This window comes from Streptomyces sp. WAC 01529 (assembly GCF_003945545.1).
Taxonomy (GTDB): domain Bacteria; phylum Actinomycetota; class Actinomycetes; order Streptomycetales; family Streptomycetaceae; genus Streptomyces; species Streptomyces anatolicus.
In genome coordinates, this window is sequence record NZ_CP029617.1 from 6,139,321 (window position 1) to 6,160,000 (window position 20,680).

The following is a 20,680-nucleotide window of genomic DNA, read 5'->3' on the forward strand; positions in this document are numbered from 1 at the left end:
CGTTGCCTCTTTGCGTGCCTGCGGGCGCGTCGCTCGCGCAGTTCCCCGCGCCCCTGACGGGGCCCGGCCAAGCGCCCCTTAGGGGGCGCGGGGAACTGCGCGACCAGCCCCCACCGACGGCCAGTCGCAACCGAAACAGAACCCACCACCCCCTAAGGCGCCCCACCCCCCAAGGCGCCCCCGCCAGAACTCGCCCAGTGGCACGCCACCTGCGTGCGCCCGGCGCCCGAAAGCACGGCCAGGTCCTGCGTACGGCACCTGCTCGCGACGCCCGCCGCCTCCGCCTCGCCGGAGGCGAGCACCTGGCACCGCACATGGAACCGGCAGCCCCCCGGGATGCGGGACGGGTCCGGCGGCTCACCCGTGAGCACCACCGGTTCCCCGGGCGCCTCCGGAAGCACCGACAACAGCGCCTGCGTATAGGGGTGTTGAGGCGCCGTCAGCACCTCCTCCACCGTGCCGGTCTCCACGATCCGGCCCAGGTACATCACCGCGACGCGGTCCGCGATGTTCCACGCGAGCCCCAGATCGTGCGTCACCACCAGTGCGGAGAGCCCCAGTTCGTCCCGCAGGCGCAGCAACAGGGCCAGGATCTCGCCGCGCACGGACGCGTCGAGGGACGCCACCGGCTCGTCGGCGACGATGAGTTCGGGTTCGAGGACCAGCGCGCCCGCGATGACGACACGCTGGCGCTGACCGCCCGACAGCTCGTGCGGATAGCGCAGGAAGAAGCGCTCGGGGGGCCGGAGACCGGCCCGGGAGAGCGCCCCGGCGACCGCGGCCCGCTCGTCACCCGCGTACCCATGGATGCGCAGCCCCTCGGCCACCGCCTCGTACACCGTGTGCCGGGGGTTGAGCGAGCCGCTGGGATCCTGGAGCACCAGCTGGACGCGCTTGCGGTACGCCTTGAGGGCACGCCCGGAGTAGTTCAGCGGCTGCCCGGCGAACGTCACCTTGCCGGAGGTCGGCGGCACCAGGCCGAGCAGCGAACGGGCCAGCGTGGTCTTGCCGCAGCCCGACTCGCCGACCAGCGCGACGATCTCACCGCCCTTGATGTCGAGGTCGACGCCGTCCACCGCCCGCGCGGTCGGCGCGCCCCGGCGGCCGGGGAAGGCGATGTGCAGGGCGCTGGCGGACAGCAGGGAGCCGCCGCCCGGCTCGGGGGTGGTCATGCGCGGCTCCTCGTCACTCTCGGTCACGGTGTGCGCTCCGCCGTCGCGGGCGCCGACGTGGGCTGCGCCGGGAGCGGCGCGCCCGCGTGGACGCATGCCGCGCGGTGGTGCGGGCCCGCGTCCCGCAGGGCCTGGTCCTCGCTCGTACAGGAGTCCAGGGCCACCGCGCAGCGCGGATGGAACGTACAGCCCGTAGGGAGCGCCGACGGGTCGGGCGGGTCGCCCGGCAGGCCGCGCGGCGCGAACCGGGACGCCGCGTCGCCGATCCGCGGGAACGCCGCCGACAGGGCCTTCCCGTAGGGGTGCTTGGCGTCCTCGTAGACCTGCGTGGCCGGGCCCTCCTCGACGACGCGGCCCGCGTACATCACCGCGAGCCGGTCGCAGGTGTCGGAGAGCACCGCGAGGTCATGGCTGATCATCACCAGGCCGAGGTCCTGCTCGGTGACCAGCTGTTCGATCAGGCGCAGGATCTGGGCCTGGATCATCACATCGAGTGCGGTGGTCGGCTCGTCCGCGATGATCAGACGAGGATCGCAGGCCAGCGCCATGGCGATCATCACGCGCTGGCGCTGGCCTCCCGACAGCTCGTGCGGATACGCCTCGGCGCGGGCGGCGGGCAGCCCCACCTGTTCGAGGAGTTCACCGACCTTCTTCCTGGCGCCCGCCTGCGTGGCCTTCTTGTGGAGCAGGATCGGCTCGGCGATCTGGTCGCCGATGCGGTGCACGGCGTTCAGCGAGTGCATCGCGCCCTGGAAGACGATCGAGGCGCCCGCCCAGCGCACCGCGCGCACCTGCCCCCACTTCATCGTGAGGACGTCCTCGCCGTCGAGCAGGATCTCGCCGGACACCTTCGTCCCCGCGGGGAGCAGCCGCAGCAGCGCCAGCGCGAGCGTGGACTTGCCGCAGCCCGACTCACCGGCGACGCCGAGCTTCTGGCCCGCGTCGACGTGGAGGTTCACCCCGCGCACGGCGGCGGCGCCGTTCGCGTACGTCACTTCGAGATCGCGTACGTCGAGAAGACGCCGCACGCTGGCTTTGGTCAGGTCGGTCAACGGGAAGCCCCCAGCCTGGGGTTGAGCACGGATTCCACGGCACGGCCGCACAGCGTGAACGCCAGCGCGACGAGCGCGATGGCGAGACCGGGCGGGGCGAGGTACCACCAGTGGCCCGCGCTGACCGCGCCCGCCTCACGCGCGTCCTGGAGCAGACCGCCCCACGACACGCTCGTCGGGTCGCCGAGGCCGAGGAAGGCGAGCGTGGCCTCGGTGAGGATGGCGCCGGAGATGACGAGGGTGGTCTGCGCGAGGACGAGCGGCATGACGTTGGGCAGCACGTGCCGGGCCATGACGTGGCCGTGGCCGCCGCCGAGCGCCCGCGCCCGCTCGATGTACGGGCGCGACTCCACCGCGAGGGTCTGCGCGCGGACCAGGCGTGCCGTCGTGGGCCAGGTCGTCACGCCGATCGCCAGGATGATCGTCCAGACGCTGCCGGACATCACCGCGGCCAGCGCGATGGCGAGCACCAGCGTCGGCATCACCAGGAACCAGTCGGTGACGCGCATGATCACCGTGGCGTACCAGCCCTTGAAGTGCCCCGCCGTGATGCCGACGAGCGTGCCGATGGCCACCGAGAGCACGGCGGCGAGCAGCCCCACGGTGAGCGACATCCGCGCGCCCCACACCAGCAGGCCAAGCAGATCGCGCCCGAACTGGTCGGTCCCCAGCGGGAACTCGGCACTCGGCGACTCCATCGGCGCGCCCGGCGCGTCGGTCACGCTCTGCGCGTCGGAGCCGACGAGCAGCGGCGCGAAGACCGCGGCGAGGGCGATCAGGACGAGCGTCGCGAGCCCGAAGAGCCCGGCCCTGTGCGTGCGGTAGTCCCGCCAGAAACGCGCCGCGGAGTGCCTGCGCCGCGTCCAGGCGAGGGAGCGCGCGCTCTTTCCCGGCGCGGTGGGTGCGCTCGGCGCGGATTCGGTCGTCATCGGCCCACCCGGGGGTCGAGCAGCGGATAGATCACGTCGGCCAGGGTGTTCATGAGGATCACCGCGGCCGAGAAGACGAAGAACAGCCCCTGCACCAGCGGCAGATCGGGCACGCTCAGCGCCGCGTAGAAGAGCCCGCCGAGCCCCGGCCAGGAGAAGACGGTCTCGACGAGGATCGCGCCCGCCACCACCGTGCCGAGATTGACGAACATCAGCGTGACGGTCGGCAGCAGCGCGTTTGGGACGGCGTGCCGGCGGCGTACGAGATCGTCGCGGAGCCCCTTGGCACGCGCGGTCGTCAGATAGTCGCTGCCCATCTCGTCGAGGAGCGAGGACCGCATGACCAGCAGGGTCTGCGCGTACCCGACGGCGACGAGCGTGATGACGGGCAGCACCATGTGGTGGGCGACGTCGATGACGTACGCGAGGCCCGTCTCACCGCCGGACTCCAGGCCGCCGGTGGGGAACATCCCGGGGATCGGCCCGATCCCCACCGAGAAGGTGATGATCAGCAGCAGCCCGAGCCAGAACGACGGCACGGAGTACAGCGTCAGCGCGAGGCCGGTGTGCAGGCGGTCGCCCAGCTTGCCGTTACGCCAGGCCGTGCGCGTGCCGAGCCAGATGCCGATGAGGGTGTAGAGGACGTACGCCGTTCCGGTGAGGAGCAGTGTCGCGGGCAGCGCCTCGGTGATCTTCTCCATCACGGGGGCGTGGAACTGGTACGACGTACCGAAGTCGCCGCTCAGCACCTTGCCGGTGTAGTCCCAGAACTGGGCCATGACGGGCTTGTCGAGGCCGAACTCCTTGCGCATCGCGGCCAGTTGCTCGGCAGAGACGCGCTTGCCGCCCGTCATCTGCTTGACGGGGTCGCCGGGGATGAGCCGGAAGAGGAAGAAGCTGGTGACGAGCACGGCGAACAGCGACACGAGCGCGCCGCCGAGCTTGCCCGCCACGTAGAGGAGATAGGCGCGGGTGTTGCGGGCCCGTGGCCCGCGGGCCGACGCCGGCCCGGCCTTCGCCGGGTCGCCGTCGGCCCCGGGGCCCGGCGGGCCCTCGGTGTCGAGCAGTGCGGGATTGCTGTCAGCGGTCATGCGTTACTCGCGGTCCTCTGCGGTAGAACGGCGGCGCAGGGCGAACAGGACTCCGCCGCCCACGAGCACCACCGCGGCAGCGGCGATACCGATGATGACACCGGTCGAGCTGCCATCCTTGGAGGAACTCTTCCCCTCCGCGGGGACGGCTGACCACCAGCTCCAATATCCGTCCTGGCCGTAGATGTTGCCTGCGGCCGTCGGCATGGTGGTGATGGACTTGATCTGGTCGGTGCGGTAGGCCTCGACGGCGTTCGGGTACGCGAGGACGTTCATGTACCCCGAGTCGTACAGCCACGACTGCATCCGCTTGACGATGTCCGCACGCTTGTCCGGGTCGTACTCCGCGAGCTGCTCGGCATACAGCTCGTCGTACTTCTTGTCGCAGATGAAGTTGTCGGTGGCGGCGCTCTCCTTGGCCTTCACGGGGAGCGCGGCGCAGGTGTGGATGCCGAGCACGAAGTCCGGGTCCGGGTTGACGGACCAGCCGTCGAACGCCAGATCGTACTCACCCGCGTACCACGGCACGGAGACGTCATCGAGGCAGTTGACCTTCAGCCCGATGCCCAGCTCCCCCCACCACTCCTTGAGGTACTTGCCCACGGCCTTGTCATTGGGGTCCGTGGCGTGGCACAGGATGCGGAAGTCCAGCGGCCTGCCGTCCTTGCCGACGCGCTTGCCGTCGCCGTTCTTCTTGTAACCGGCCTCGTCGAGGAGGCGGGCGGCCTTCTCGGGGTCGTACTTCAGCTCCTGGTCGGCGGAGGGCTTCCAGGCGTACTCGGAGAAGCGCGGCGGGATGTAGCCCGCACCCTCGACGGCGTTGCCCTGGAAGACCTTGTCGACGATCGCCTCGCGGTCGACGGAGAGGAAGAGCGCCTGGCGGACCTTCTTGTCGAGCAGCGCCGGATGGCCGTCACCGAACTTCTCGCCGTCCTTCGTCTTCGCCCCCGGGTTGGTGGCGATGGCGAAGAAACGACGGCCAGGCCCCTCATTGACCTTGATGTTCTCCTCGTTCGCCAGGGAGTTGGCCTGCGCCGGGGTCAGCGCGGGCTGCCCGGCGACGAACGACACCTCGCCCTTCCTGAGCGCGGAGACGGCCGCGTCCTGGTCCTTGTACGTCTTGAAGACCAGCTCGTCGAACTTGGCCGGACCGCGCCAGAAGTCCTTGTTGGCCTTGAGCCGCACGTACTGGTCGACCTTGTAGTCCGTCAGGATGAACGGGCCGTTGCCGACGACCGGGAAGTCCTTGTCGTTGTTGAACTTCGAGATGTCGTCGACCTTCTCCCATACGTGCTTGGGAACGATCGGCACGTCCAGCGCGGCCATCGTGGCCTGCGGCTTCTTCAACTCGATGACCAGCTTGGTGGGGCTGGGCGCGGTCACCTTCCTGAAGTTGGTGACGAAGTTCGAGTTCGCGGTGGCGGTGCCCTCCTTGGACATCACCTTGTTGAACGTCCAGGCGGCGTCCTCGGCGGTGGCGGGCTTCCCGTCCGACCACTTGGAGTCCTCGCGAATGGTGTAAGTCCACGTCAGCTTGTCGGCGGACGCCTTCCAGTCGGTGGCGAACCCGTCGATCGCCTTGTTGTTCTTGGCGTCGTAGTTCGTCAGGTACTCGTACGTCAGCCGGTGGATGCTGGTGCTGAGCAGCCGCTGGGCGAGGAAGGGACTGAGCGAGTCGACGCTCTGCGCCACGGCGACGGTGAGGACCTTCTTGCCTCCGTCATCCTTGGCCTCGGCTTGCCGCGGGGCCGGATCGAGCGGCGTGGCGAGACCGGCCGTAAGGGTGAACGCGGCGGCGCCGGCGGCGGCGAGGAGCTTCAGTCGGCTGCGGGGGCGGTGAGGCGCTGGAGTCTGCGGTTCCGGGGCGTTCGGTGCTGCTGCTCTGCCGTGCTGATCTTGTGTGTCCATGGGTCGGTGACCTCGCGTCATCGCTCGCGCAGGGATGGCTGGTTGCACGCTGGTTGATCAAGGGACGTCAGCTGGTTGATGTGTGTGTCTACCAGCGCCGGTCTGGGCGAGTCAACGGCAGGTGAACCCCATGTGGCCTGCGGAAATAACGAGTTGACCGCAATTTCACCCGCATTGGTCAAGACCTCTGCCGCTTGGCTGGTGAGGGGGTGATGGTGGGGGAGTGGGCAGGTGGGGGCGGGGGCGTTTGGGCGGGGGGCGGGTGCCCGGGATGGCGGTGCGGGACGCTTCCGCTGCGGTCGGGGCGGTGCCGCTGGGTGGCGGGGCTGGCCGTTGCCGTTCCCGCTGTGGGCAGGCGTTCTGCACGGCGGAACGGGTGGGCACAGCCCTGGGTGCCGGGCGCGGTGAAGAGGGCGGTACGCGAGCGGGCCCACGCCGAGGAACGGCGCGGGCCCGCTGGTCGAGCGACGGAACTTACTGCTGGGGCGGCTGCTGCGGCTGCGGCGCCTGGAAAGGCGCCCCCGGCTGGAACGGGGCCCCGGGCTGCACAGCCTGCGGCACCTGCCCATCCGGGGCCGGGGCCGGGGCCTGGCCCGGGGCGGCCTGCGGAGCCTGGGGATGCGCCTGCTGCGAAGGCTGCCCCTGCGGCTGCCACCCCTGCTGCGGATAAGCCTGGGGAGCCTGCGCCTGCTGAGGCGCCTGCTGCTGAGGCGCCTGCTGCGGGGGCACCTGCTGGGGAGGCACCTGCTGCTGAGGCGCCGGCGCCTGAGAACCGTACGCCTGCCCACCCCCAGCCGAAGCCACCTGCTGCCCCGGCAACGGCGGAGCCACATGCGGCGGCGGATTCCCATCCGAAGTCCACAGCCCCTGCTGCCGCTGAGCCCGCACGAAGTCCTCGGCCACCATCGCCGAGAGATTGAAGTACGCCTCCCGCACCTTCGGCCGCATCATGTCGAGATCGACCTCCGCACCGGCGGCGAGATGCTCGTCGAAGGGGACGACGACAACCCCCCGGCACCGCGTCTCGAAGTGCGAAACGATGTCATCGACCTTGATCATCTTCCCGGTCTCACGCACTCCGGAGATGACGGTGATGGACCGCGAGACAAGATCGGCGTACCCATGCGCGGACAGCCAGTCCAGCGTCGTGGACGCACTGCTCGCACCGTCCACCGACGGCGTGGAAATGATGATCAGCTGATCGGCGAGATCGAGCACGCCCCGCATGGCGCTGTACAGCAGCCCCGTACCGGAGTCCGTCAGGATGATCGGGTACTGCTTGCCGAGTACGTCGATGGCGCGCCGGTAGTCCTCGTCGTTGAACGTCGTCGACACGGCCGGATCGACGTCGTTGGCGATGATCTCGAGCCCGGACGACGCCTGCGAGGTGAAGCGCCGGATGTCCATGTATGAGTTGAGGTACGGGATCGCCTGGACGAGGTCACGGATGGTGGCCCCGGTCTCGCGCCGCACACGCCGCCCGAGCGTACCGGCGTCGGGGTTGGCGTCGATGGCGAGGATCTTGTCCTGCCGCTCGGTGGCCAGCGTCGAGCCCAGCGCGGTGGTCGTGGTCGTCTTGCCGACGCCGCCCTTGAGGCTGATGACGGCGATGCGGTAGCAGGAGAGGACCGGGGTGCGGATCAGCTCCAACTTCCGCTGCCGCTCGGCCTCTTCCTTCTTCCCGCCGAGCTTGAACCGCGAGCCGCCCCCGGCCCGGCTGCTCTTCGCCTTCGGCTTGGTGTTGCGCAGCAGGCGGTCGGAGGACAGCTCGACGGCGGCGGTGTAGCCGAGCGGAGCACCCGGGTTGGTGCGCTCACGCTGGTCGTGCTGAACGGCCTGCGGCCAGGCGGCACCGGTACGGGGGTCGACGGGGGCCTGCCCGGGCTGCGGGGCCTGCGGCTGCTGATGCTGAACGGGCGGCTGAGGCTGAGCCTGGGCCTGAACCTGCTGGCCCTGAGGCTGCTGAGCGGGCGGCTGGGGGAACCCGTAACCGGCTTGCGGCGCGGGCGCCGGAACGGGGTTCTGCGCAACCGGAATCGGCTGCTGCCCGTGGGGAGCGGGCGGCTGCGGGAACCCGTAACCGGCCTGCGGCACCGGAGCGGCGGGCGCGGGAGCAGGCGCCGGCGCCGGCGCCGCGGCCGGAGCGGAGTTCTGCGCAGGCGGCAGAGGCGCACCCGGCACCGACTGCGGGAACCCATAACCGCCCTGCGGAGCCGGCCCCGGCACATCGGCGACGGGAGCGTGGGGCGAAGGCACCCATGCCCCGGGGGCGGGCTGCTGCGGAGCCTGCGGCGCAACCGGCGCCTGAGGCTGGGGCGGCTGCGGCTGCTGCGGCAGGGGAGCGGCAGCCACAGGCGGCGGAGTCTGCGCCTGAACGGGCTCGGGGACGGCAGCCGGAGCGGGAGCAGGAGTAGGAGCAGGGGCAGGAGCGGGCGCGGCTTCGGGCGCGGCCTGAACCGGCTGCTGCACGGGCGCCGGAGCCTGCGTAGGCGCGGGCCACTGCGGCGCCGAGGCGGGAGCGGCGGGCTGATAGGTGGGCGGCAAGGGCGGAAGCCCACTCTGCGGCGCAGGCGCAGGCGCAGGCGCGGACTGCGGGGAAGCCCAGGAAGCCGGCACGGCATCCTGCACGTCACCGCCCTCACCACCGCCACCGTCATCAGCGGCCACGGAGGGCACAACATCCTCAGGCTCGGCCTCACGGACACCCGCACCGGCGCCCGCGTCCTCCTCACCTACGACACCTGCGCCGGACGAGGCGCCGTCCACCTCATCGTCAGGCGAGGAGCCCTCCTCACCGGACAGGTCAGAACCCTCGTCCTCGGCGGAAGACACGGACGGGGACTCGGCCGCTGCCTCGGAGGCGGCAGCACGCTCCTCGATCTCGCGCTGGAGAGCACGCGCGGAGAACCTCATGGTGGCGCCACTCTCGAGATCACCGCCCCCGAGATCGCCCGAGGGAGCCTCACCGGCTTCACGCGCGGTGCCACCGACGGCAGCCGTAACCGAAGCCGAATCCGCAGCTACAACCTCCGCGGCCGCAGCCGCAACCTCTACCTCCGCCTCCTCCTTGCCCTCGGCCTCAGCATCGGCCTCAGCGTCAACCGACGCCTCAACCTCACTCTTAGGCACAACCCCAGTCACATGAACAGAAGCGGCAGGCCCGGCAAGGGCGGTGCTCCAGTCGGTGGCCCCGCCACCGGAAGACGCGGCGGGCGGCACCTCGGCCGCGCCCTGCTCATCGTCCCGAGCGACCGGCTCGAACCCACTCCCCACAGGAAGCTTCGGCACCACACTGGGAACGACATTCGAGGGCGCCTCCGACGGCGGCGCGACAGGAGCGGGCGGAACCGGCCCGGTGGGCGGAGCCAGGGGCGGCGCGGCAAAGGAAGGAGTGACAGGAGCGGGAGCCGGCGAACTGGGAGCAGGAGCCTCCGGAGCCTCAGAAGAATCCGAAGCCCCCGAACCACCCTCAGCCGCCTCCGAGGAAGCAGCCTCAGCCACCCCCGACGAAGCCGAGTCAGCCACCCCCGAAGGAGACGAAACAGGCGGACCAGAAACAGGCGGACCAGAAGCAGGGGGACTGGAAACGGGCACCGCCGAAGGAGTCTCCCCCGCACTCCCCGAAGCGTTCTGCGTGTACCAGGCGGGCGGCGCGTAGTCGATGGTGAACTCGCCCGTCGTCTCGGCGGCGGACTCCGCGTCGGACTGATCATCGACGGGTGAGTCCCAGCCCCCGCGGATCTCGTCCCGATCGCTGTTCACAATGCCTCCTGGTGTGGTCGAGCACCCTCGTGCCGTGGTGGGGGGCGACCGTTCCTGTCGTCCGATCCGCCTGGCTCTCCCCGTTGAGGACGCACGCGACCCGTCGCGGGTTTCCGGCGCAACGCCCTGCCCCAGACTAATCACCAAAACCACCGGCACGTCAGGGCAGCCCACCCCACCAATGCCGTCCATGACGTCACGCTTCACAGCACGGCGATCCGCGTACATCAAAAGGCGCCGGACAAACCCCTCACCACCGCCCGGACCCCCCTGAACCGTCCCCCGGCTGGCCCTCCCCGCGCCCTCAGCCCATCCGCCGAGCCCCACCCAACAATCCGGTCTCGGTGTCCGTGGCCCGCGTCATCACGTACGCAACAAGCAGCGTCGACGCGCCGAGGACATGGTCGACGCAGAGGACATAGAGGCAGGCGCGCGCGGGAGGTACCCACCCGCACCATCCGCGGAGGCGCTACTCCGTCGGCACCCCGCCATTGCGCGCGGAAGGCTCCAGGTCGAACTCCCCGTCCCGTGCCCCCAGCACAAAAGCCCGCCACTCCGCCTCCGTGTACCGCAGCACCGTCTCCGGCTCCAGCGACGACCGCATCGCCACCGCGCCCTCGGGCAGGTATGCGATCTCGACCCGCTCCTCGTGCTCTTCGGTGCCAGGGGCGCTGTGCCACTCGACGCCGGAGATGTCGAGGGCGTAGAGCTCCTCCTTCTCGCGTTCCTTACGGGCCTTGTCCTGCGCCTCGGTGTCGGGTGCGTCGGTCATGGCGGAGGGGTCCCTTCACAACGTGCGAAACAGCTGTGGATCCACCCTACTTGGGGCACTCCGTCGCTGTTCAGCGGTTGGGGAGGTCCGTGAGAACTTCGGGGGTGTCAAGGACTAGCGGCATGCAACCCCCTTGCATGGCAAGGGGGTTGGGCCATCCGTCAATGATCGGAGGGGCGTCACAGCAGCTGGTGCCGGACACTCCCTCGCGGCCCCAAGACAGCGGTCGACGTCGACACGGAAGCCACAGCCGCAGCCGCAGCCCCTGCTCGGACTCCCGCGCGCGGGAGTGACGCCCCCTGGGCCGCTCCCTGAAGATCACCGAGGCCCCGTACGCGAGGCCCCCCGTACTATTGACTGGCACCGCCGACCCTCGCGGTCCCCCACGTGTACGCCGGGGACAGAGCCAGGCGAGCAGAAGGCCCCCTCGCCTGCCCGGCAGCCCGCAGGCAAGCGCCCTCCAGTCGACTGGTACCCTGTTTGACGACCGCCTTTCTGCGCGCGCCCTGGTCCCAGAGGCCAGACCCGCGCCCGGCGGCCCATCACCGCCTCCCGAGTCACGGAAGCTCCCCTGAGATGTAGACCAGGGGCACTCGGAGGCACTCGAAGACTCACGAGGAGTACGCGTGTCGCTCGACACTGCTACGAAGAAGCAGATCATCACCGAGTTCGGCCAGAAGGAGGGCGACACCGGCTCCCCCGAGGTCCAGGTCGCCATGCTTTCGCGCCGGATCTCGGACCTGACCGAGCACCTCAAGACCCACAAGCACGACCACCACTCCCGTCGTGGTCTGCTGATCCTGGTCGGCCAGCGTCGCCGCCTGCTGCAGTACCTGGCCAAGAAGGACATCCAGCGCTTCCGTGCCCTGGTTGACCGCCTGGGCATCCGCCGCGGTGCGGCGGGCGCCAAGTAAGACGCCGTGAAGGGAGCGGTTCCCACTCGAAGCACTCGAAGGGGGCCGCTCCCTTTGCTGTACGTGCGCGGTGTCACCGACGCTTTGTAGTCTGGTGATACCCAGCACGACTCACTGGGTACGCGAGTAGCAGCAACAACCTCATAGGTAGCAACCTCACAGGTAGCGACCTCACAAGTAACAACCGCATAGGTACGCACGTAGGACGTACGTACCGGCACCACCCACGAGGGAGAGGCGCACCCCGCCGCCGCCGGTCCTCGGTAGTGGCCCCCGGGAGATTCCCCGGGTGCTTCGATCGAAGACCGGCCCGCACACACGGCGCGCTTCTCCACACAGTCCCGGTCCACGCAGGACTCCCATGGGACGCCGTCCCCGGGCTACACGGGCCCAGGGGCGAGAAGACGAAACGTAGACACGTAGGAGAACAGTGGAGAACGAGACCCACTACGCCGAGGCCGTCATCGACAACGGCACGTTCGGCACCCGCACCATCCGCTTCGAGACGGGCCGTCTGGCCCGTCAGGCCGCCGGCTCCGCCGTGGCCTACCTGGACGACGACACGATGGTCCTCTCGGCCACCACCGCGTCCAAGAAGCCCAAGGACCAGCTCGACTTCTTCCCCCTGACGGTGGACGTCGAGGAGCGGCAGTACGCCGCCGGCAAGATCCCCGGCTCCTTCTTCCGCCGCGAGGGCCGGCCCTCCGAGGACGCGATCCTCACCTGCCGCCTGATCGACCGCCCGCTGCGTCCTTCCTTCAAGAAGGGCCTGCGCAACGAGATCCAGGTCGTCGAGACGATCATGGCTCTCAACCCCGACCACCTGTACGACGTGGTCGCGATCAACGCCGCCTCCTGCTCCACGCAGCTGGCCGGCCTGCCCTTCTCGGGCCCGATCGGCGGCACGCGCGTGGCGCTCATCAAGGGCCAGTGGGTCGCCTTCCCGACCCACACCGAGCTTGAGGACGCCGTCTTCGACATGGTCGTCGCCGGTCGCGTCCTCGACGACGGCGACGTCGCGATCATGATGGTCGAGGCCGAGGCCACCGAGGAGACCATCGAGCTCGTCAAGGGCGGCGCCGAGGCGCCGACCGAGGAGATCGTGGCCGCCGGCCTCGAGGCCGCCAAGCCCTTCATCAAGGCCCTCTGCAAGGCCCAGTCGGACCTCGCCGCCAAGGCCGCCAAGCCCGTCGGCGAGTTCCCGATCTTCCTCGACTACGAGGACGACGTGCTGGAGGCCCTGACCGCCGCGGTCAAGACCGAGCTGGCCCAGGCGCTCACCATCGCCGGCAAGCAGGAGCGCGAGAGCGAGCTGGACCGCGTCAAGGCGCTGGCCGGCGAGAAGCTGCTCCCGAAGTTCGAGGGCCGCGAGAAGGAGATCTCCGCCGCGTACCGCTCGCTGACCAAGACCCTGGTCCGTGAGCGCGTCATCAAGGAGAAGAAGCGGATCGACGGTCGCGGTGTGACCGACATCCGTACGCTCGCCGCCGAGGTCGAGGCCATCCCGCGCGTGCACGGCTCCGCCCTGTTCGAGCGTGGCGAGACCCAGATCCTGGGTGTCACGACGCTGAACATGCTCCGGATGGAGCAGCAGCTCGACACGCTGTCCCCGGTGACGCGCAAGCGCTACATGCACAACTACAACTTCCCGCCGTACTCCACCGGCGAGACCGGCCGCGTCGGCTCCCCCAAGCGCCGCGAGATCGGCCACGGCGCGCTCGCCGAGCGCGCGATCGTGCCGGTGCTGCCGACGCGCGAGGAGTTCCCCTACGCGATCCGTCAGGTGTCCGAGGCGCTGAGCTCGAACGGCTCGACGTCCATGGGCTCCGTCTGCGCCTCCACCATGTCGCTGCTGAACGCCGGTGTGCCGCTGAAGGCCGCCGTCGCCGGTATCGCCATGGGTCTGATCTCCCAGGAGATCGACGGCGAGACGCACTACGTCACCCTCACCGACATCCTCGGTGCGGAGGACGCCTTCGGTGACATGGACTTCAAGGTCGCCGGTACGAAGCAGTTCGTGACCGCGCTCCAGCTCGACACCAAGCTCGACGGCATCCCCGCCTCGGTCCTGGCCGCCGCGCTGAAGCAGGCCCGTGACGCGCGTCTGCACATCCTGGACGTCATGAACGAGGCCATCGACGTCCCGGACGAGATGTCCCCGAACGCCCCGCGGATCATCACGGTCAAGATCCCCGTGGACAAGATCGGTGAGGTCATCGGCCCCAAGGGCAAGATGATCAACCAGATCCAGGAGGACACCGGCGCCGACATCACGATCGAGGACGACGGCACGATCTACATCGGTGCCGCGCAGGGCTCGCAGGCCGAGGCCGCCCGCGCCACGATCAACGGCATCGCCAACCCGACCATGCCGGAGGTCGGCGAGCGCTACCTGGGCACCGTCGTGAAGACGACGACCTTCGGCGCGTTCGTCTCGCTCATGCCGGGCAAGGACGGTCTGCTGCACATCTCGCAGATCCGCAAGCTCGCCGGCGGCAAGCGCGTGGAGAACGTCGAGGACGTCGTCGGCGTGGGCCAGAAGGTCCAGGTCGAGATCGCCGAGATCGACTCCCGCGGCAAGCTCTCCCTCATCCCCGTCATCGACGGCGAAGAGGGCGACGAGCAGGCCGCCGACCAGAAGGACGACACCGACAAGTGACGTCGCGTAGCACCACGACGACGGCCCGCACCTCCTCGGAGGCGCGGGCCGTCGCCCGTACCCAAACCCTCATCAAGGGCGAGCACGGCATCGGCACGGTCCGCAGGACGACCCTCCCCGGAGGCCTGCGCGTCGTCACGGAGACCCTGCCCTCCGTCCGTTCGGCGACCTTCGGCATCTGGGCGAACGTCGGCTCACGCGACGAGACCCCGTCGCTGAACGGCGCCACGCACTACCTGGAGCACCTCCTCTTCAAGGGCACCAAGAAGCGCAGCGCCCTGGACATCTCCTCCGCGCTCGACGCGGTCGGCGGCGAGATGAACGCCTTCACGGCGAAGGAGTACACGTGCTACTACGCACGCGTGCTCGACACGGACCTGCCGCTCGCCATCGACGTCGTCTGCGACATGCTGACGGGCTCCCTGATCCTCCAGGAGGACGTCGACGCCGAGCGCGGAGTCATCCTCGAAGAGATCGCGATGACCGAGGACGACCCGGGCGACTGCGTGCACGACCTGTTCGCGCACACGATGCTCGGCGACACCCCCCTCGGCCGCCCCGTCCTCGGCACCGAGGAGACGATCAACGCCCTCAACGCCGACCGCATCCGCCGCTTCTACAAGAAGCACTACGACCCCACCCACCTGGTGGTCGCCGCCGCGGGCAACGTGGACCACAACAAGGTCGTACGCCAGGTCCGCGCCGCCTTCGAGAAGGCCGGCGCCCTCGGACGCGCCGACGCCACCCCGATGCCCCCGCGCCAGGGCTCCCGCGCCCTGCGCACCGCGGGCCGCGTCGAGCTGATCAACCGCAAGACCGAGCAGGCCCACGTCATCCTCGGCATGCCGGGCCTGGCCCGCACCGACGAGCGCCGCTGGGCGCTCGGCGTCCTGAACACCGCGCTCGGCGGCGGCATGTCCTCCCGCCTCTTCCAGGAGGTCCGGGAGAAGCGGGGCCTGGCCTACAGCGTGTACTCGTACACCTCGGGCTTCGCCGACACCGGCCTCTTCGGCGTGTACGCGGGCTGCCGCCCGAGCCAGGTGCACGACGTGCTGAAGATCTGCCGCGACGAGCTGGACCAGGTCGCCGAGCACGGTCTGTCGGACGACGAGATCGGCCGCGCCATCGGCCAGCTCGCGGGCTCCACCGTCCTCGGCCTCGAGGACACCGGCGCCCTGATGAACCGCATCGGCAAGAGCGAGCTGTGCTGGGGCGAGCACATGTCGGTCGACGAGATGCTGGCCAAGATCTCGGCGGTCACCCCCGACGAGGTGCGCGAGGTGGCCCGGGACGTCCTCGGCCACCGGCCGTCGCTGGCGGCCATCGGTCCGCTCAAGGACAAGCAGGCGGCCCGCCTCGAGGAAGCGGTCGCGTAGTCCCGCGAAGCGGTCTCGTACTCCCGTGAGGGATCGACCTAAGGAATGAAGGACATGAGCAAGCTGCGCGTGGCGGTCATCGGAGCCAGGGGCCGCATCGGCTCCGAGGCCGTGAAGGCCGTCGAGGCCGCCGACGACATGGAACTGGTCGCGGCGCTCGGCCGGGGCGACAAGCTGGAGACCCTCACGGAGTCCGGCGCCCAGGTCGCGGTCGAACTGACCCACCCCGACTCCGTGATGGCCAACCTCGACTACTGCGTGGGCCACGGCATCCACGCCGTGGTCGGCACCACGGGCTGGACCGACGAACGCCTCGCGCGGCTGCGCACGTCGCTGGAGGCGTCCCCGGGCACGGGCGTGCTCATCGCCCCGAACTTCTCCATCGGCGCGGTCCTGACGATGAGGTTCGCGCAGCTCGCGGCGCCCTACTTCGAGTCCGTCGAGGTCGTCGAGCTGCACCACCCGAACAAGGCCGACGCCCCCAGCGGCACCGCCACGCGCACCGCCCAGCTCATCGCCGAGGCCCGCAGGGAAGCGGGCAGCGCCCCGCAGCCCGACGCCACGTCGACCGCCCTGGACGGCGCCCGCGGCGCGGACGTCGACGGCGTACGGGTGCACTCCGTGCGCCTGCGCGGCCTCCTCGCCCACCAGGAGGTCCTGCTGGGCGGCGAGGGCGAGACCCTGACCGTGCGGCACGACTCGCTGCACCACAGCAGCTTCATGCCGGGCATCCTGCTCGGCGCGCGCCGCGTGGTGAGCACTCCGGGTCTGACCTTCGGCCTCGAACACTTCCTGGACCTCGGCTGACGAGGGAAGCGACCCCCATGCGAGCGAAGATCACCTACGCCGTCACGGCTGCCGTCCTGGTCGTCTACTTCGTCCTGGTCGGCAGCCGCGGCGTCCTCCTGATACAGCACGGCACCGCGCTCACCGTCACCTTCGGCGTCGCGGTGCTGATCCTGCCGTTCATCGGCATCTGGTTCCTCTGGAAGAACACCCAGTTCGTCCAGCGCGCCAACCGCCTCGCCACCGAACTGGAGGCCGAAGGCGGCCTCCCCGTCGACGAGTTGAGGCGCACCCCCAGCGGTCGCATCGACCGCGACTCGGCCGACGAGGTCTTCGCCCGCCGCAAGGCGGAGACCGAGGACGCACCGGACGACTGGCGCTGCTGGTTCCGCCTCGCCGTCGCCTACCACGACGCGCGGGACACCCCCCGCGCGCGAAAGGCGATGCAACGGGCGATCGCCCTGCACGCGGGCAAGCCGGTGAACGCCTGACCGGGCAGCGGACGTGCGATCAACCGATCAGATGATCAGGCGGTGGGCTCGTACTCGGCCGTGGTCCGGTACTCGTCGGCCCACACCTCGATGGAGTCCGCCGCCCGGTTGAACGCCTCGTGCCGCGCCAGGAAGTCGGCGTTCCGGTCGGTCAGCAACAACTGCTGCCCGTCGTCCGCCCGATCACGGCGTACGAGGATGAGGGCCTGCCCCTGCACCGTGCGGGGCAGCCCCAGCCACCGCACGGGCTGCTGCGCGGTGCGCACGGCCGCGATCTGCGTCCACGGCACGGTCCGCGTCCTCAGGAAGCCGACCTTGCGCACCCCGCGCGCGCTCACCCAGGTGCCCACGCGCAGCAGCCGCAGGGAGCCGACGACGAGGAGCGCGGCGAGCCCCGCGCAGATGGCGGCGCCCGCGAGGGAGTCCGCGAGCGCGATGATCACCGCGGCGAAGAGGATGTACGAGGCGAGCAGCAGCGACAGCGCGGCGGTGCCCACGCGCCAAGGGCCGGGGCGGTAAGGACGACGCCACTGATCGCGGTCGTCGAAGGGCAGCGCCGCGTCATCCGCCGCGTCGTCGAAAGCGCGGTCCGCGGTCAGGAAAGGCAGGGGCACGGGCTGATCCTCACTCGATCCACGCACGGGCTGTGCCCGGTGAGGTTATCGAGCCGTGTCCCCTGCCACCACCCTTGGGGGTCCGGACGGGTCAGCGACCACGGGCCCGGACCGTGTGCAGGTCAGCGCCGGTCGGAGGCCTCGGACTGCTGGGTGTGCGCGGGTGACTGATCGGCCGACATCGCGGGCATCCCGAAGAGCAGGGATCCCACGAGACCGGCCACGACGGTCAGCCCGATGAGCGTGCGGCCCATGATCTGACTGGCCGATGCGCGCTCACGCGGTGGGGGAGTGACGTTGCTGCGGAACTTGTCGGCTTCGGCGATGAAGGCGAACGGGACGGGCTCTCGCCGACGGAACATGGGGCGCGCTTCTCCTCACGGGTATCGAACTTCCTCTCTCGTCTAGACAGACGCTCGAATCGCCCAGAAGGTGCCCTGTTTCGGCAAATTGGTTGAAGAATGTCGTGGCGGGTCACCGAACGGCTGATTGTCAGTGCCTGGCCATAGAGTGGGCGCCGCCCGAGTGATGCACATGGAAGGACCCCGCCAGTGAGCGACACCCCCACCGAAGACCTCAAGCCCAGCTTCCGCAGCGAGGTCACCGTCGAGCTGGTGAAGCACGCCGCCACCGACTCCGACGTCCTGTGGGCCGCCCGTGTCTCCACGGCGGGCGAGCAGTCGCTGGACGAGCTGCAGAAGGACCCGGAGCGCTCCAAGGGCCTGATCAACTACCTGATGCGGGACCGCCACGGCAGCCCCTTCGAGCACAACTCGATGACGTTCTTCATCAGCGCCCCCATCTTCGTCTTCCGTGAGTTCATGCGCCACCGCGTCGGCTGGTCGTACAACGAGGAATCGGGCCGGTACAGGGAGCTGGAGCCCGTCTTCTACGTCCCCGACGAGTCCCGCAAGCTGGTCCAGGAAGGCCGCCCCGGCAAGTACGTCTTCGTGGAGGGCACCCAGGCCCAGCAGGAGCTGACGGGCCGCGTCATGGAGGACTCCTACCGCCAGGCGTACGAGGCGTATCAGGAGATGCTCGCCGCCGGCGTCGCCCGCGAGGTCGCCCGCGCCGTGCTCCCCGTCGGCCTCTTCTCGTCGATGTACGCGACGTGCAACGCCCGTTCGCTCATGCACTTCCTCGGCCTGCGCACGCAGCACGAGCTGGCCAAGGTCCCGTCCTTCCCGCAGCGGGAGATCGAGATGGTCGGCGAGAAGATGGAGCAGTACTGGGCGGAATTGATGCCGCTCACCCACGCGGCCTTCAACAAGAACGGACGCGTGGCGCCGTAAGGCACTGATGTACGGACGGGCGGAGCGAAGTGTCCGTATTGCGGCACTTCGTGAAGTTCATCTAGCCTGATCAAACGGACCCGGCACTGCTTGAACCCCCGAGCAGGCAGTGCCGGGCTCCATACTTGTCAGGTCCGCTCACATCCCCCGAGGGGGGACCCCGCGCTGAGCAGCGAGTAGCGTGTTACCCATGGCTCCGACCTCCACTCCGCAGACCCCCTTCGGGAGGGTCCTCACCGCCATGGTCACGCCGTTCACGGCGGATGGCGCACTTGACCTCGACGGCGCGCAGCAGCTCGCCGCCCACCTGGTGGACGCAGGCAATGACGGCCTGGTCATCAACGGCACCACCGGTGAGTCCCCGACCGTGGGTGACGCGGAGAAAAACGATCTCGTACGAGCCGTAGTGGACGCCGTCGGAGACCGCGCCCACATCGTCGCGGGCGTCGGCACGAACGACACCCGCCACAGCATCGAACTCGCCCGCGCGGCCGAGCAGGCCGGCGCGCACGGCCTCCTGACCGTCACGCCGTACTACAACAAGCCCCCGCAAGAGGGCCTGTTCCGGCACTTCACCGCGATCGCCGACAGCACCGCGCTGCCGGTCATGCTCTACGACATCCCGGGCCGCAGCGGCGTGCCGATCAACACCGAGACGATCGTCCGCCTCGCCGAGCACCCCCGGATCGTCGCCAACAAGGACGCCAAGGGCGACCTCGGCCGCGCCAGCTGGGCCATCGCCCGCTCGGACCTGGCCTGGTACTCCGGCGACGACATGCTGAACCTTCCGCTCCTTTCGGTCGGCGCATGTGGTTTCGTCTCCGTCGTCGGCCACGTCGTCACCCCCGAGCTGCGCGCGATGCTCGAAGCGCATCTCACGGGCGACGTCCAGAAGGCCACGGAGATCCACCAGAAGCTGCTCCCGGTCTTCACCGGCATGTTCCGCACGCAGGGCGTCATCACCACCAAGGCGGCGCTCGCCCTCCAGGGCCGCCCCGCGGGCCCGCTCCGCCTGCCGATGGTGGAGCTGACGCCCGAGGAGACGGCGCAGCTCAAGATCGACCTCGCCGCCGGCGGGGTACAGCTGTAACCACAGACTTCACAACTGAATAAGCACAACCCGCGGGCGCGCGAGAAACACGAGCCGCCCGCACCCCACACAACAACTGCTAACGCACGAACGTCATACGCGCCACGTGCCTCGGAGGTACGTGGCGCGCGTGGTGAGGAGAGTCTTTTGAGTCATCCGCATCCTGAACTCGGCGCCCCCCCGAAGCTCCCGAAGGGCGGCCTGCGGGTCACCCCGCTGGGTGGCCTCGGTGAGATCGGCCGCAACATGACCGTCTTCGAGTACAACGGTCGTCTGCTGATCGTCGACTGCGGAGTGCTCTTCCCCGAGGAGGAGCAGCCCGGAATCGACCTGATCCTGCCGGACTTCACGTCCATCAGGGACCGCCTCGACGACATCGAGGGCATCGTCCTCACGCACGGTCACGAGGACCACATCGGCGGCGTCCCCTATCTCCTGCGCGAGAAGCCGGACATCCCGCTGATCGGCTCCAAGCTGACCCTCGCGCTCATCGAGGCGAAGCTCCAGGAGCACCGCATCCGTCCGTACACGCTCGAGGTCGTCGAGGGCGACCGCGAGCACCTGGGTCCGTTCGACTGCGAGTTCATCGCGGTCAACCACTCCATCCCGGACGCCCTGGCCGTCGCCATCCGCACCCCCGCGGGCCTGGTCGTCGCCACCGGCGACTTCAAGATGGACCAGCTGCCGATGGACGGCCGCCTGACCGACCTGCACGCGTTCGCACGGCTGAGCGAAGAGGGCATCGACCTCCTCCTCTCCGACTCGACCAACG

Annotated in this window: 17 protein-coding genes (1 of these 17 cut by a window edge); 8 read left to right on the plus strand and 9 right to left on the minus strand. The window is 69.7% G+C overall.

The features are described 5' to 3' along the window. Nucleotides 1–152: 152 nt before the first annotated feature. The 7 genes from DMA15_RS27545 to DMA15_RS27575 form a co-directional block, all read right to left on the minus strand. Complete coding sequence (locus DMA15_RS27545; RefSeq protein WP_206302965.1) at nucleotides 153–1,172, minus strand: ABC transporter ATP-binding protein; 1,020 nt, start codon at nucleotides 1,170–1,172, stop codon at nucleotides 153–155. 23 nt (nucleotides 1,173–1,195) lie between these two features. Beyond that, on the minus strand, nucleotides 1,196–2,215 hold the full coding sequence (locus DMA15_RS27550) for an ABC transporter ATP-binding protein (protein WP_125518029.1): 1,020 nt from the start codon (nucleotides 2,213–2,215) through the stop codon (nucleotides 1,196–1,198). 5 nt (nucleotides 2,216–2,220) lie between these two features. Next, on the minus strand, nucleotides 2,221–3,153 hold the full coding sequence (locus tag DMA15_RS27555) for an ABC transporter permease (RefSeq protein ID WP_125515438.1): 933 nt from the start codon (nucleotides 3,151–3,153) through the stop codon (nucleotides 2,221–2,223). Next, complete coding sequence (locus DMA15_RS27560) at nucleotides 3,150–4,244, minus strand: ABC transporter permease (RefSeq protein ID WP_125515439.1); 1,095 nt, start codon at nucleotides 4,242–4,244, stop codon at nucleotides 3,150–3,152. Before DMA15_RS27560 ends, DMA15_RS27555 begins: the two co-directional genes overlap by 4 nt. Nucleotides 4,245–4,247: 3 nt before the next feature. Beyond that, nucleotides 4,248–6,152 (minus strand): ABC transporter substrate-binding protein, encoded by a 1,905-nt coding sequence (locus DMA15_RS27565; protein ID WP_125515440.1) that lies wholly within the window; start codon nucleotides 6,150–6,152, stop codon nucleotides 4,248–4,250. 474 nt (nucleotides 6,153–6,626) lie between these two features. Continuing rightward, the gene (locus DMA15_RS27570; protein ID WP_125515441.1) at nucleotides 6,627–9,914 is read right to left on the minus strand and encodes an SCO5717 family growth-regulating ATPase; all 3,288 of its coding nucleotides are present in this window, start codon (nucleotides 9,912–9,914) and stop codon (nucleotides 6,627–6,629) included. 469 nt (nucleotides 9,915–10,383) lie between these two features. Continuing rightward, a complete protein-coding gene (locus DMA15_RS27575; protein ID WP_125515442.1) occupies nucleotides 10,384–10,686 on the minus strand; it encodes a DUF397 domain-containing protein in 303 nt (100 codons plus the stop codon). Between the two features lie 626 nt (nucleotides 10,687–11,312). On the opposite strand from DMA15_RS27575, the gene rpsO reads away from it, so the two are divergent. The 5 genes from rpsO to DMA15_RS27600 all read left to right on the plus strand — a co-directional run bounded on the left by rpsO (nucleotide 11,313) and on the right by DMA15_RS27600 (nucleotide 16,912). Next, entirely contained in the window at nucleotides 11,313–11,600 is a 288-nt protein-coding gene (rpsO, locus tag DMA15_RS27580; protein ID WP_125515443.1) for a 30S ribosomal protein S15, read from the plus strand. 430 nt (nucleotides 11,601–12,030) lie between these two features. Further along, nucleotides 12,031–14,259: a polyribonucleotide nucleotidyltransferase gene (locus DMA15_RS27585; RefSeq protein WP_125515444.1), complete on the plus strand. Its 2,229-nt coding sequence runs from the start codon at nucleotides 12,031–12,033 to the stop codon at nucleotides 14,257–14,259. Continuing rightward, nucleotides 14,256–15,635 carry a pitrilysin family protein gene (locus tag DMA15_RS27590; protein ID WP_125515445.1) on the plus strand — a complete coding sequence of 460 codons (1,380 nt, stop codon included), beginning with the start codon at nucleotides 14,256–14,258 and terminating at the stop codon, nucleotides 15,633–15,635. The genes DMA15_RS27585 and DMA15_RS27590 overlap by 4 nt, the downstream gene beginning before the upstream one ends. Nucleotides 15,636–15,689: 54 nt before the next feature. After that, nucleotides 15,690–16,442, plus strand: coding sequence for a 4-hydroxy-tetrahydrodipicolinate reductase (gene dapB, locus DMA15_RS27595; RefSeq protein ID WP_125515446.1), 753 nt, complete (start codon nucleotides 15,690–15,692; stop codon nucleotides 16,440–16,442). Nucleotides 16,443–16,459: 17 nt separating this feature from the next. Next, nucleotides 16,460–16,912 (plus strand): tetratricopeptide repeat protein, encoded by a 453-nt coding sequence (locus DMA15_RS27600; RefSeq protein ID WP_125515447.1) that lies wholly within the window; start codon nucleotides 16,460–16,462, stop codon nucleotides 16,910–16,912. Nucleotides 16,913–16,947: 35 nt separating this feature from the next. Here DMA15_RS27600 and DMA15_RS27605 read toward each other — a convergent pair whose 3' ends face one another. Both DMA15_RS27605 and DMA15_RS27610 read right to left on the minus strand, forming a co-directional pair. Continuing rightward, the gene (locus tag DMA15_RS27605) at nucleotides 16,948–17,526 is read right to left on the minus strand and encodes a PH domain-containing protein (protein ID WP_125515448.1); all 579 of its coding nucleotides are present in this window, start codon (nucleotides 17,524–17,526) and stop codon (nucleotides 16,948–16,950) included. A gap of 122 nt (nucleotides 17,527–17,648) precedes the next feature. After that, a complete protein-coding gene (locus tag DMA15_RS27610; protein ID WP_125515449.1) occupies nucleotides 17,649–17,888 on the minus strand; it encodes a hypothetical protein in 240 nt (79 codons plus the stop codon). A gap of 189 nt (nucleotides 17,889–18,077) precedes the next feature. Between DMA15_RS27610 and thyX the strand changes: the two genes are divergently transcribed. From thyX to DMA15_RS27625, 3 genes are all read left to right on the plus strand, one after another. After that, nucleotides 18,078–18,818, plus strand: a complete 741-nt coding sequence (gene thyX / locus DMA15_RS27615; RefSeq protein ID WP_125515450.1) for an FAD-dependent thymidylate synthase — start codon at nucleotides 18,078–18,080, stop codon at nucleotides 18,816–18,818. Nucleotides 18,819–19,008: 190 nt separating this feature from the next. Then, complete coding sequence (gene dapA / locus DMA15_RS27620; RefSeq protein WP_125515451.1) at nucleotides 19,009–19,908, plus strand: 4-hydroxy-tetrahydrodipicolinate synthase; 900 nt, start codon at nucleotides 19,009–19,011, stop codon at nucleotides 19,906–19,908. Nucleotides 19,909–20,055: 147 nt separating this feature from the next. Further along, nucleotides 20,056–20,680, plus strand: the 5' end (the start) of a protein-coding gene (locus DMA15_RS27625) for a ribonuclease J (protein WP_125515452.1). 1,061 nt of this gene lie beyond the right edge of the window; only the first 625 of its 1,686 coding nucleotides appear in the window; its start codon is at nucleotides 20,056–20,058; the stop codon falls past the right edge of the window.

Excerpts from the sequence above, each read along its gene's own strand:
- DMA15_RS27545 (WP_206302965.1), bottom strand. The coding sequence starts at position 1,172 with ATGACCACCCCCGAGCCGGGCGGCGGCTCCCTGCTGTCCGCCAGCGCC.
- DMA15_RS27555 (WP_125515438.1), bottom strand. The coding sequence starts at position 3,153 with ATGACGACCGAATCCGCGCCGAGCGCACCCACCGCGCCGGGAAAGAGC.
- DMA15_RS27560 (WP_125515439.1), bottom strand. The coding sequence starts at position 4,244 with ATGACCGCTGACAGCAATCCCGCACTGCTCGACACCGAGGGCCCGCCG.
- DMA15_RS27565 (WP_125515440.1), bottom strand. The coding sequence starts at position 6,152 with ATGGACACACAAGATCAGCACGGCAGAGCAGCAGCACCGAACGCCCCG.
- DMA15_RS27575 (WP_125515442.1), bottom strand. The coding sequence starts at position 10,686 with ATGACCGACGCACCCGACACCGAGGCGCAGGACAAGGCCCGTAAGGAA.
- dapB (WP_125515446.1), top strand. The coding sequence starts at position 15,690 with ATGAGCAAGCTGCGCGTGGCGGTCATCGGAGCCAGGGGCCGCATCGGC.
- DMA15_RS27600 (WP_125515447.1), top strand. The coding sequence starts at position 16,460 with ATGCGAGCGAAGATCACCTACGCCGTCACGGCTGCCGTCCTGGTCGTC.
- DMA15_RS27610 (WP_125515449.1), bottom strand. The coding sequence starts at position 17,888 with ATGTTCCGTCGGCGAGAGCCCGTCCCGTTCGCCTTCATCGCCGAAGCC.
- dapA (WP_125515451.1), top strand. The coding sequence starts at position 19,009 with ATGGCTCCGACCTCCACTCCGCAGACCCCCTTCGGGAGGGTCCTCACC.